8 protein-coding genes are annotated in these 12,312 nt (G+C 43.6%); all 8 read right to left on the bottom strand.

Annotated elements, in window-relative coordinates:
- Window positions 1-5,167: conjugal transfer protein TraG N-terminal domain-containing protein (locus tag AB6E78_RS03430; protein ID WP_372133640.1), on the bottom strand; the 5,167-nt coding region annotated here is incomplete at its 3' end.
- Between the two features lie 3 nt (window positions 5,168-5,170).
- Window positions 5,171-6,577 (bottom strand): conjugal transfer protein TraH, encoded by a 1,407-nt coding sequence (locus AB6E78_RS03435; RefSeq protein ID WP_162299037.1) that lies wholly within the window; start codon window positions 6,575-6,577, stop codon window positions 5,171-5,173.
- Window positions 6,564-7,091, bottom strand: coding sequence for a hypothetical protein (locus AB6E78_RS03440; protein WP_136987106.1), 528 nt, complete (start codon window positions 7,089-7,091; stop codon window positions 6,564-6,566). Before AB6E78_RS03440 ends, AB6E78_RS03435 begins: the two co-directional genes overlap by 14 nt.
- Window positions 7,092-7,243: 152 nt before the next feature.
- Entirely contained in the window at window positions 7,244-8,191 is a 948-nt protein-coding gene (gene traF / locus AB6E78_RS03445) for a conjugal transfer protein TraF (protein WP_372050546.1), read from the bottom strand.
- Between the two features lie 3 nt (window positions 8,192-8,194).
- Entirely contained in the window at window positions 8,195-8,740 is a 546-nt protein-coding gene (locus AB6E78_RS03450; protein ID WP_081231361.1) for a hypothetical protein, read from the bottom strand.
- Between the two features lie 34 nt (window positions 8,741-8,774).
- Window positions 8,775-9,404 (bottom strand): hypothetical protein, encoded by a 630-nt coding sequence (locus tag AB6E78_RS03455; RefSeq protein WP_154723888.1) that lies wholly within the window; start codon window positions 9,402-9,404, stop codon window positions 8,775-8,777.
- A gap of 272 nt (window positions 9,405-9,676) precedes the next feature.
- Window positions 9,677-10,171: a hypothetical protein gene (locus AB6E78_RS03460; protein ID WP_136987110.1), complete on the bottom strand. Its 495-nt coding sequence runs from the start codon at window positions 10,169-10,171 to the stop codon at window positions 9,677-9,679.
- 3 nt (window positions 10,172-10,174) lie between these two features.
- On the bottom strand, window positions 10,175-11,221 hold the full coding sequence (locus AB6E78_RS03465; RefSeq protein ID WP_136987111.1) for a ParM/StbA family protein: 1,047 nt from the start codon (window positions 11,219-11,221) through the stop codon (window positions 10,175-10,177).
- Window positions 11,222-12,312 lie beyond the last annotated feature (1,091 nt).

Here is a 12,312-nt window from a genome sequence, read left to right on the forward strand (position 1 = left end):
GCTGCTCTTCGGCTCCAGATACTGGCGCTTCAAAGCTCGTTGACGCTAAATGTGCATCGCTTTCTTTAGAGATGAACTCATTGTCTGCACCTGTAAGCGCCGATCCCATGTCATTATCTGAGCTCGCAGTAAGGTCACTATTCGACTGACTAGAGCCAGTAGAAGCCAACATTTCATTACGGGCGCTCGGCAATTCCTTTGTCCCGTTAGCTATCTGAATAGCTTCATCTGAGTTAATTTCTCCACTTTGAACCGCATTGAACACTTCAATGCCTTCATCAGCAGTAAGTTGGCCACTAGCAATAGCCTCCATCACAATCTCTTTATCTCCATCAGCCATACCACTGAACTGTGAAGACTCCAATAATGCTAGGTCCATTGAACCGCTTCCGGTAACAGAAGGCGAACTTGAATCAGTGTCGTTGAGTGATGCTAGTTTGGTTTGATTCCCCATTTTGTAATCATTTTGAGAGTCCTCACTAGTTCCCGTGCCTTGATTACCGTTATTGGAGTCAGTGGATGCATTCACCAATTGGGTCTGATTTGTTCCCGTCTCCTTCTCTGAAGTATTAGGGCGTTGTGTATTTGCAACAGCATCAGTTGCCTTTTGAGTAGGAGCACTCGCCAGTTGTGTTGCTGACTCTACATTGCCCGACTTTGCTACTGAACTTTCAGTACGTGAGTTAGCTGGTACTGTCTCAGCCACTTTCTGCGGTGATGCGCTTGCCACTTGTGAACTTTCAGGGCGTGAGTTCGTAGATACAGTGTCAGAGGTCTTCGACGTCTCTACCGTTTCGGCTGATTTATTATCAGGAGCTACCTCTTGATTGCTTTGCACTTGGGTATGCTGATTATTACTGTCCTCTGGCTGTAATGGGCTACTAGGTAATGCGCTAACAACCATTGAAGCTAGTTTGGAGAAACCTGTTTGATCATTGCCTTGGGTTTGTTGTGTCGTTGTTTCCTTTGAATTATTTGCCTCTGTTGGTTGCGCATCAGGTTGGGTATTTTCTGTTGAAGCAAGCATCTCCTCTTTCTCTTGCAACGACGTAATTGCCTGATTAGCGGTCATTTCACCTGAACTTACAGCATTGAACAGTTGAGCTCCTTCTTTTACAGAAATCGTATTACTGTCAATGGAGTCAAAGATTTGTGATTTCTGTTCGTCACTCATACCACTGTTCTCTGATGCCTCCATAAGTGCCAAGCTTTGCGCTGCAGTTTCAGCGAATTTTGTCATTGAACTTGGTACTGGTGACGGCTCATTTGACGGTACAGAACCCGGCATTGCTGTGTTCGCTACGGTGTCATTAACACCCGTTAATGGAGTTGTTCCGTTAGATTGGCCCTCTTTAATTGCAGCTTCATTTTGCTCTTTACCTGTCGCTTCAAGTTGTGACAACTTCACTTCATTCGGTGTATCTTTAGATGCGTGGTAAGCTTTCTGGTGTTCGGCCCCATCCTCTGTTCCAATCTGCAGATAATGTTTAGATAACAATTTGCCATTTACGACATCGTAATTCTTATTGACCTCAGATTGATTTGATAGATTCGAAACTTGCTCATCAGTAAGGGATGTACCAAGTGTTGAGGCAACATGAGCAACGTTGTTGTAATCAATGTCTCTGAACCCGTCCTCAGAGCCACCCATAAACAGTTTATAGTCCTCTAACGCTTCCATGGTGTATTTGCCCGATGCAAGTCCACCGACTTCTTTGGCAAATGACTCATCCTCAGACATTTCCGTTCTTAGTTGTTCTATATTCCCAACCGCATTATTGTGATGCTTGATTTCAGTGTCACTGAGTAGCCCATCTTTATTGAGCGTGTTCTCATCACTGGTTAACGCGATCACAGCGGCACCATATACACCTTCGGAATTAGTGGTGAGTCCAAAATCACGAGCACTTGGGTTAGTTGCAATTTGTGGTCTTGTTAGTAAATCAGCACCTTTATTCAATGGTGATTCTAAGTGCTTCATGTTTTCTGCGGCAGGCTCTGATAGCTGTTGCGCTGTCGCAGAGTGAAACTGAGAAACTAGACCCGCTGCAACGTCATTTACCAATCCACCAGCATCTTTCGCAGCACTCTTAACTTCTTGAGAAATTGGAGTTGGATTAACTGTATCAGTGGCAGTTTCAATGGCCTTAATTTCATCTGTTTTCTCAGGCGCAACTTTTGATGCATTGGCGCGAGCCTTATCAACATTTTCCCCGTGCTCATCTTTGATATTTTTGGTGGTCAATAATGTACCAACCTCACCCAGTCGTTCATCTCGTGTTTTCTCAAAGCCTTGCTGGTGTCTTTGAATTTCTTCCGGAATGCCTGCTACGGCTGAGTTGCTGGTGGTATCTTTCACAGACCCTAAATTGTTACTCATCGTGGCAAAGTTTTTCGACATATCATTAAGTGCTTTGTCACCAATCAAGAAGTCGGCTTCATTGAATTTCTGCGAGATATCCATCAAGCCCGATTTCATTGAATTCATGTCTTTAGCGGTCGCCACTTCTTGATATTGATTAACCATTTCACTTGAGAAAAGTACTGCTGCAGCACGACCCACATCTCCGTGATAGTATTTAGATGCATCACGTTGTATTTGGAGGTTTCGGGCCTGAGCATTGGCATCAACGACTCTACGCTCCTCTGGGCTCATGTTGGCCATCTCACTTTCGGTGTTATAACCATTAGCCACCCACTCTTTAAATTCCTTATTGTTTGCCGCATTTGTAAAATTGGTTGAATAATTTTGATTCAAACCTTTTGCAACACCCAATGCGTGTTGCGTCGTTTCTTGGAATTGTTTCGCAGCTGTATAACTTTTCAGGTCTTGAATAGCATTTTGTCCCGTTTCGCCCCAACCTGTCGTTCTTGAAAGACCATGAACCTTTTGAATCGCTTCTTGACTAGTATATTGAGCACTGGTGCCGCCTTGTTCACTGGTCACGTAACCTAAGCTTGCCTGCAATGCCTCTGCCTCACGTTCCGTAAGGTTAAACCCGCCTTCTGCGTTAACCTGAACTCGGCCATCAAGACCAACCGAGAAATCACTTTTGCTTCTTGAACCCACTCGGTTTGTTTTTCCGGAACTCTTGTCATTACTCTTAGTGTCAGTAACTTGGACTCTTTCTGTTTTTGAATTGCCCTTATCTTCTATATGGCTAGTTCTCGTCACGGGGCCACGTCCGTGTCGTCCTGCAGCCTGAGAGCCCCCCTGCGTATTCGACATTGTTTTATTATTTTTTCCATTACTGTATTGGGTAGAGTCAGAAGCTTGAGTCGACGTCTTTGCACTCTCAGAGTTTTGCTGTGTTGAATCCTCTCCACTTCCCCAACCGAAACTTCCGCTACCCGAGCCACCACCACCCATTACTAACTTACCCATCAATTGAGTAATTTCTTGAGTATCTAGATTGGTGTTTTTCTGTAAACCTTCACGCACCTGCGATGCAAATTGAGCATTTTCAGAATATTGATGACTATCACTACCGTTCGCACTTTTTCCTTTTTGAATCTGCGTCATAAGCTGAGAAAGCTTGCCCCATGACTGTTGATGTGAAGCTTGGGATGATTGAACTCGCGACTCTGCCATACTTGATGTAAGGGATAAGTTACTGGTCATATTCGACATACCACTGAGTGTTGGCATGTTTTGATCTTGAATTTGATTTGTTGAATGAACCACACCGTTATCACCCATAGTCCAACTGTGATTACCCATTCTGAGTGAACCATTTTTGGCACCAACTGCAATATCTGGTGCGACAGCACTAGGATTAACATGTGCGGTTCCCCCGATCTTGCCAGCCATACTCACGGTTGCGTATTCGCCACCTTTCAAAAGCATATAAGCCAACATAGGAACCATTGTCGTCATGTAAGATGCGGTCGCTATATAACTTCGCGCTTCGGAATAGAAATTGGACAATCCCCCTATGGTGTATGCTGTTTGCTCAGTGATCGACGTTTCCAACGCATTTTGAATAGACCAATCGAGATAGAAGTTAATCAGAATCATCACAAATGGATACAATCCAACTAACACTAAGAATCGCATGTATGACGCGGCGATCTTAAAGCCCCCTTCACCAAAGATGATAAAGAAGGACATAAGTGGTGCAGCAAACCACACGAACGCTTCAAAAAATGAGATGGTGGCAGGGGCCATTTCAAGCCACAAGTTTCTGTCACCTGCCATAGTGAAAAGACGCTGTTGTTTCGCTTGATATTCCATAGCGTCAACAAGTTGGCCTCGTGCAGAATGACTAGCATCTAACCCCATAGCGTTCTTTTTGACGTGATAATCAAGGAAGTTATTCATTTGAAATGTGTAGCTGTCCATTGATGCAGAGCCCAACTGCTGAAGTGCAGAGCTTACTTGTGTCGCTGATATGCCTTTCGCTTCATTTAACTCATCGAGTCCGTCTGCTAATTTCGATTGGTCATTATCAATGTATGCGCTCAGTGCAGTGTAAGAGTCTTTACACGACATGAATGACGGTTGCCCTTCAAGATACATGTCGATGTACCAAATCGTTGAGCTGACCTCCATCGCGGCCCAAGCATCGACATTCGTCAATACATTGCCAACCTTCGCCTCTTGATAGGCTCCACCAACTTCCATGTCTTTGAACAAACAGCCATTCATGTAACTGTCTATGCTGCGTATGAAATCACTATCTGCATGCCCAATAGTACGAATATTCGGACTATTTACAGACCCTTCGATAGCCACCAGCGTTCTAAGTGCGTCTAAGTGTGTGCCTGAGTTCTGGGGCATCACAAAGATGTCACTCAAAATATCGATAAACGCGATAGGTACTTGAGTCGTTACAGCTCCACCGATAGCCAAACCAATAGGAATGTCAGTAAAATACGCTGAATCACCCGTACCAGCATGTTCGACTACAATGTCGACTCTCGGGTAGAAACACAGCATCCAGATAAGATAGCCCTTGCACACTGTTCCTAAGAATTCACCACCAATCTGACCCTTTTCAAAGAATTGTTTGAAGGCTGCAACGAAGAAGGAAAGAACTAATCCAAGACCGAACAAGTAGTTAGGCTGTCCAAAATCACCTGCTGATGGATCGAACGCCATCGACAAGCCAAGGAAAACTTGTCTAGCCCAATCAAAATTACCAATGGTATATATCAGAAATTCCATGACTTAGTTCTCCATACTCTTCTCGACTAACATATGCAAACGGTTCTTAGAGTCTTGTTGTTCATAGTGGCGGTCCACAATGTCCATCTGTATGTTCAACATTTCTCTTGCTTCTTTTATGTAGGCTTGGGCATTAGCATCGCTGTCGGCTTTAGCCGCGATTGCAACCGCATCCAAATACGCACGAGCAGATGTGAAAAATTGCATCGCAAAGTTGTACGCGTATTCATTAGCAATTGCCTCGTAGTAACCTTGGACCTCTGAACTTTTTCTGTATTTGGTCGCGAGTAAAGCTATGTAGCCATATACATCCATACCGCCACCCTGTATCACTGCTTTTTGAGTAGGACCAAAATCATTCGCACCGCGAGCACCTGTTCGATAGACCTCTAATACGCCTGCGGTCCCGTCTGTCGTTCCGTCCAACGCTTCTAAGAACTGTTTGTTCAACGGCCTCCAATCAATCGTTTCCTGAGTAACATCGAGACATTTAGAGCTGGCCACAGTATCTGGGTTACCGTCATTACACTTGAGCCTTGTCACTTGTTCTTGAGTATCAAAGCCACCAAAGGCGATATCTAGCAGAGTCAATGTCGCAGGAACCGGAGTTGTCGCAATTGAAGAGGTTTCGACACCTTGGCGGTCAGGGTCAGTGTTATCAGCAACATCTCGGATCTCGGTCCCAACTAGTGACATGACGGTTTCCGAAAATCTAGGGAAGAAGTCAGCGGCACCAACATTCATTTTTGATGTTCTCATGCCGTTAATTAGCAGGTTACCTGTCAGTAATTCCTCACCATTCTGAACTTTTTGGGAGAGCTCAAGCAATGAAGTGCCTGGGGCTATGTTTTGAAACCAATCAGCTGAATCTGTCGCAACACCAGTTGAGTTTGCGGCTTGACCGATTGCTAAAGCATCTCGGATTGATTGTTCATATGGGCCGACCGCGTTGGCCATTAATGCCTGACCCGCTTCACATGAGTTCTTGAAAAATTTGTTCCATTCATCCATCGCTTTTTTCAAGGCTTTGATGTTTGCAGCACACGTCGGACACAGAGCATCTAAAGCTAGGTTGAAGGCATACGACGCACTACCCGCTGCAATTTGTCTCATTGAGTTTTGGAGCATCCCTGTTAAATCTTTGATCATTGAAAATGAACCCAGATTAAGGTCGATTCCGTTACATCCGGCTTTCATCGACGGAACTTGAAAGTTCACGATATTTGGATCATGACTCTTAACACGGTATGAAAAAGAACCGAGTGCGATGGCGTTTTTATTACTGGTTTCGTAGTCGACAATACCATGACCTGTCGAGTACCCATTGAAGACGTCTTGCATTGGGTTGGCCAACACATTCATAGAGCATGTCAGCGAGGCGGCAACGATAAAAGACCTAATACGTTTCATAATTGATTGCCTCCTGCGCTTGTGCATTGACATTCTTTGTCAAACTTTTCTGTTGGTCTGATTCAGGCGAAGGGATAAACGGCAACACATTAAGTACCAACTCCTTCGCAATTTCGTAGCTGTCTTCAACCACTACTCGCTCATAAAACTGATATTCACTTGGTTCTAGAGTTTGAGGGTCAATAAGGTGAAGCTTGGCGAGTTCGTAGCTTGCTGACTCTGCAGAGCTATAAGCGGTCAAAGCTTCAGGGACCTCAAGAACGAGAGCTTCATAACGCAAAACTGGGAGCAAGCTTGAATAGAAATTAAGTAGGCTGACTTTCAACGCGTTGATGTCGCCTTTATTCGACGTAATAGCGCCAAATAGCCGCTCGTAATCGGGCATTTCTACTATTTGTCGAGTCGTCGATTGATGGGAGTTGGTAGTGTTTGATGACGTAATCACGGGCTTTTGTGACTCGTTAGCCATCACTAATGTACTGAATGTCAGTAGAACCACTGGTATAAGCTTCATGACCATATCCTGATAGAGAACTAGGATTAGTGTTACTTAACGCCAGTGCAAAAAATTCAAATAAGGAGCCTTTTTTCGGTAATTAACGTGCAACTGATATAAAAAAGCCTGCTCATTAACTAATGAACAGGCTCCAATTAACCGCGATAAAGTTAGTAACCTTGCTGTGCCTTGAGGTTCGATTCTAAGATTTCAACTAGATAGTTTGCGTCTGTTAAGGCTCTTTCTTCATCAATATCTTCAAATCGTGTAATTTGCTGTAGTGACTCAACTGCCGACGCGTCGTTAAATTGTTCTTCTGAAATCACATTGGCCGTCTTTGCCTGAATAAGAACCAATCTGACTATTTCACTTTCAGTCACAATGCCTTGTGAAATGGGCGCTACGAACTCACCGGAATTACCGACTAAAAACAAAGCAGGCACTCTTTGAACGCCTAGCTCTTTATACTTCTGCTTGGTATCCGGTTGATACTCAGGAAACATACCATTTTCCATTGGCGCTAAATCGATGCTGATCGCATTTACATTAAAGCCATATTTGCTCATGAGGCGTTGGACAATTGGTGCTTGGCGTTTACAGTAATCACAAGTGCTCTCAAAAAAGAACCATAACCCCGCTTGTTTTGCTACTTCTTGAACCACTTCCTGTTCTGCACGATTCTTAGCTTCATTCTTAGCATTAAGAGCAAAACTCGATGTTGGCCTTGCTTGTGTTTCATCAAGAAGAGGGTTGTTGATGACATCTTGCATCCACGCTTCCCTAAAAGCAGTCGCCTTGTCCATAATCACACGTTGCATGTATCGGGCTCGTTGGATGTTCTCCGGACTAGGGTCATTAATTGCTTCACCAACAAACTCCATAAAGTTCGCTCGAATCCATTTCGTCGACATAGGTTCAGGACCAGATTTTGCTGTACTTGGAGGGGCAATAGGGACTGGTGGAGGCACGGGCTTTTTGGGTTCTTCTGGTTCAGGCTCCCCATAAAAGTGCCAACCTTGAGCGGCACTTTTATCATTGACGAAATTTGCATCTGCCGTCGCGGTAGCTGCAAATGCAAGGGCGCATAACATCGATAAGCCTAGATAGTTCGATTTCATAATCTATACCTCAGCGGCTTTGGCTTTACGACGATTTCTCGCTCTTTCTGCACGACAATGAGCACAACCAGTACCAGGTCTTTCAGTGTGGCCAATATATTTTGTCCCACACTCACATTTGAAAATGTGGATCGTACCGTCACCGATACGATGAAGGAGTTGAACAAATCGATTGAAATTCACGTAAGCACGTATGTCTTCACTCGATTCATCAAATACTCTTGCATAAGCATCAAGCATCTTGTCGATATTGTCTTGAAGCGGCAATTTCACTGATGGGTCATTGGAGAGGATTGAATAATAAGCCCAAAGCTTATTCGAGATGGGAAACGCTTCCGGTACTTGATGAAGAAAGCTCGCATCTTTACCCATTCTTGATTTTTTAAAGTCTGTCTGCATTCGGCCAAGCTCATGTTGAGCAGACTTAGGCACTGAACCTAAAAGGTCTTTAATTGTGGCTGCGTTTGCACCAAAGCGTACAAGATCGAGTGCTCGCGTCTCCAATTTCAGCGCCATTTGAGACGCTGTGGATAATTGTATCTCGGACATATGACTATCCTTTCAAATTGTGAACAGACTGAATTTAGATCATATCGGTCAAGGTACGCATACGAATGCGTTCTACGCCGACATTGTGACTTTGAAATTCATGAGTCTCTAAGGCATTCAACATCTCAGCTTCAGTACCTTCGTGAAATACGAAAGGATTGATACCGGCAGATGTGAACCTGACAATTTGAAACAACTCAAAACTAGCAAACTTAGTGATTTCTTGTTGAGTTGCCATTAGCTCAATCATCGCAGAATGCGGATCTGTTTGAGCGAGGTTGTGCATTGCGAGAATTAGTGATTGGCACTGAAAACTCATCTCATCGGTAGAAGGTGTAGATTCAGAAGTGACATTGAGATAAGCGTTCAATCGTGTTCGATAATTTTCAAACTGGCCTGTTTCAATTGCGGTATTGAGAACCGATAAACCTGTTTGTTTAGTGCAGCCAGAACGTAATGGGGCAAGGGTAAAGATATGGTGCTGCATCTCTACAAACTTCTCTAGAGTATCGGGCTCGATACTTATAAATCGATCTACGTCGATGTTAGTCAGAAAGTTAATTTGAGCGGAGCATTCTCTGTTAGTTAAAACAGATTGGTGTGCAGCTGACAATATGCGAGCGGAAATTGCACGCACGGCTGCCATGTGGCCTAGACGTTTCATAAGTAAATCTTCCATGCTTTTACGCGGTTTGAACGATCCCAACATTGACCTTTCAAACACCTTACTAAGCTCACCACGAGCGTTGTTAGGTTGCGTTTACAGTATTGACGTTGTGTTCATTTATACGAAATTACGAATTCCATAATACGCAATTTGTTTTAGTGAACTCTTGGATTATTGCATAAATGTATAAAATCACAACAATGATTACAAAAAAACATACACATTCGCAATATTAATCCTTGACTTATTGCAAATGTACTATGTCAAAATCAACTGATTAATCCGCTTGAAGTCAAGTTATCAACCAGTTCCGTAGATACCAAATCTGCTGGGTCTGTCTGTGGTGATTTAGCTTCAGGTATCTGTGGAGAATTTTGGGAAGAACCGTGTTCGTTGTTGGTGTTCACGTTACCCAAAAATCGATTAATAATTGCTTCACCGGATTGGTGATATAACAGCCCCAATTGGAAAAGAATTGGGAGTAACCAACTTCGGTTTTCACAATGATTCAATTCGCTTAACAAAACTGGGAAATCACGTTTAGATATTCTAAATCGCTCATTAACCTTCTCGCCGTTGAACGGCATCGTAAGCTCAACTTGTGATGATATCTTTTCCCAGTTCGACTCGTGCAATCGCTTAATCACTGCGCCTTTGTTTAGTATTCGTCGCAACATGATGCGCTTAAACTTGGGACTATCTGGGATCTCGATAGCTCCCCTTTCCACCCAAGTCGACAGGTTAACATCGATACTATTACTCATAAGCTACGCAACCTTGTTTGAATTAACACCCGCGATTTGTCTAGCTAACTCAGCAAAACCAAGGCATACAGCAACTTCATGTTTCTCGACTAACTTCACAGTATGTCTCGGAAATGCACGTTCTAGCGCTCTCGCGAAATCGGGAGCTGGACCACCAGACACAATAAACTCTTGTATGTCTGATGCTTCACCAAGCATGTTTGTAAGTAAATCGACTGCTTCATTGCACAAACTGTCAATCAGCGGCAAGCAATCAAAGACACCATCAGCGACAGGGAAGTCATACGTTTCAGCAAATATTTCGAGCTTTTTCGTGTTGAATGCCTTGTCTACCAATTCGGTCCCGATGGACGTACCCAAAACCTCAGACAGATAGGTGCTCAGGCTTCTGAGAATTTTCCCCTGACCTAGTTCGAATGCCTTTGTACGTTCTTCGTCGATTGTAAGCCCCGTTGAAGTCAAGAAGTCGGTTGTTCCATAACCTGGGTCAACAGTAACTCTCGCTCGGTTCCCAAGCGCCTCCATAATCCCGCAGTTCATTTTCTTTGCTTCAGACTTTGCATGATAAGTAAGTGCGCCAAGTGGCTGCGGCAATACATGTGCCTGTTTTACTCGGATCACTCGCCCATCCACATGATGTTCACCAATCATAAAATTGAGTAGTTCATCTTTACGATCAAGTTGGTTTAATGGAAGACCAGCCACCAGCAAGTCAATGCAATCCGTTTTTAATAGACTTAAGCCACCGATAAACAGCGCCTTGTAAGCCGGACTTGAGATGTAACGTTTATTAAGAAGTCTTTCGTTGGCGTCAGCTGCTTTTGACAAAACTCCCGGCCCCACTTCATAACTACTTCCGTCAATGTTCACTAAAACCGTATTTCGCTGAGTTGTGCCAAACGATTCCAGTCGCTTCAGCTCTGTAGGATTCACCTTTACAGCTCTTGATGGGAAGCAATGGTAATAACAGTGATCGCCTGTTATTTCAGATGCAACGCAGGTGGTTCCAAAGCCTACATCTATCGCTGCAACTTCCAGTTGTTTGTTCATAATCAATCACTCCGATCATTTGTCTTGATGTCAAACCTAGTGATACACAAAAATTGATGATGGTTTAGCAATTAGTGAGGGTATTTTTCATGTTTATTGTTAGCTGTTGAAAAATATCGTGCATGAATCGAATAAAATCGTATTGCGTATGAGGAAAATCGAGATGCTTGGGAAATATTGATAAACACCGTAATAAATCGGTTAAGAAATGACATTTGTAGAAACAATTGAAAAAAATTGCATAACATCGTTTCTATTTTGGTGGGATTGGGAATTGTATGGGAAGATTTGCGCGTTCTTGAAAGCAATTAGCCAGAAATCGAAAATCGTTACTCAAAAGAACGTCCATCAACCGACATACACATTTTGAGCGGTATTGTTAATCCTTATTTTCAATGACGCGCCTTAACGAAAGTAATCTAGTTCTGATCATCACTGCTAATCAACCACCATGAAACGACAGTTCATTTCAGAATTTGGCATCACTGTCCCTACATATATCAATGGTGGTATCAAAATTCGACTAAAATTGAACCACCAAAACATTAGCACCTGCTAATAAATGAGATGTCTGACACCCCCCTCAATATATGTAGGGAATTTGAAAATGAGGATTTTATGAGTGTGGTGGACATATCTCCTACATATACATGGGGTGGTATCAAAAAGACGAAAAAGTGACTGGTGACAACGAAAATTCACACGAAAATTCAGCCTTTCGTCATATATTAGTGGTGGTGTACCACCCTCCGTATAGTAGTATTATAAAGGGGGAGCTAAAAAAAAGGCTCCCGCCAAGGGAGAGGTCGCTGGCGCATGGCAATTTAGAAAAGACCCTGCCCGAGAGTTAATCATTGACCGTGACACCCTAAGAATCGGAATCGACCCTGCCCGAGCATCAATCATCGACCGTGACATCCCAAGAATATGATTCCACCCTGCCCGAGCATCTTTCATCGACAGTGACACCCTAAGAATCAGAATCGACCCTGCCCGAGCATCAATCATCGACCGTGACATCCTAAGAATCAGAATTGACCCTGCCCGAGCATCAATCATCGACCGTGACATCCTAAGAATCAGAATTGACC

The sequence above is a fragment of the Vibrio sp. 10N.247.310.98 genome, assembly GCF_041467395.1.
GTDB lineage: Bacteria > Pseudomonadota > Gammaproteobacteria > Enterobacterales > Vibrionaceae > Vibrio > Vibrio crassostreae_C.

Coding starts and splice junctions, on each gene's coding strand:
- AB6E78_RS03435 (WP_162299037.1), bottom strand. CDS start 6,577: ATGAAACGTATTAGGTCTTTTATCGTTGCCGCCTCGCTGACATGCTCT.
- AB6E78_RS03440 (WP_136987106.1), bottom strand. CDS start 7,091: ATGAAGCTTATACCAGTGGTTCTACTGACATTCAGTACATTAGTGATG.
- traF (WP_372050546.1), bottom strand. CDS start 8,191: ATGAAATCGAACTATCTAGGCTTATCGATGTTATGCGCCCTTGCATTT.
- AB6E78_RS03450 (WP_081231361.1), bottom strand. CDS start 8,740: ATGTCCGAGATACAATTATCCACAGCGTCTCAAATGGCGCTGAAATTG.
- AB6E78_RS03455 (WP_154723888.1), bottom strand. CDS start 9,404: ATGAAACGTCTAGGCCACATGGCAGCCGTGCGTGCAATTTCCGCTCGC.
- AB6E78_RS03460 (WP_136987110.1), bottom strand. CDS start 10,171: ATGAGTAATAGTATCGATGTTAACCTGTCGACTTGGGTGGAAAGGGGA.
- AB6E78_RS03465 (WP_136987111.1), bottom strand. CDS start 11,221: ATGAACAAACAACTGGAAGTTGCAGCGATAGATGTAGGCTTTGGAACC.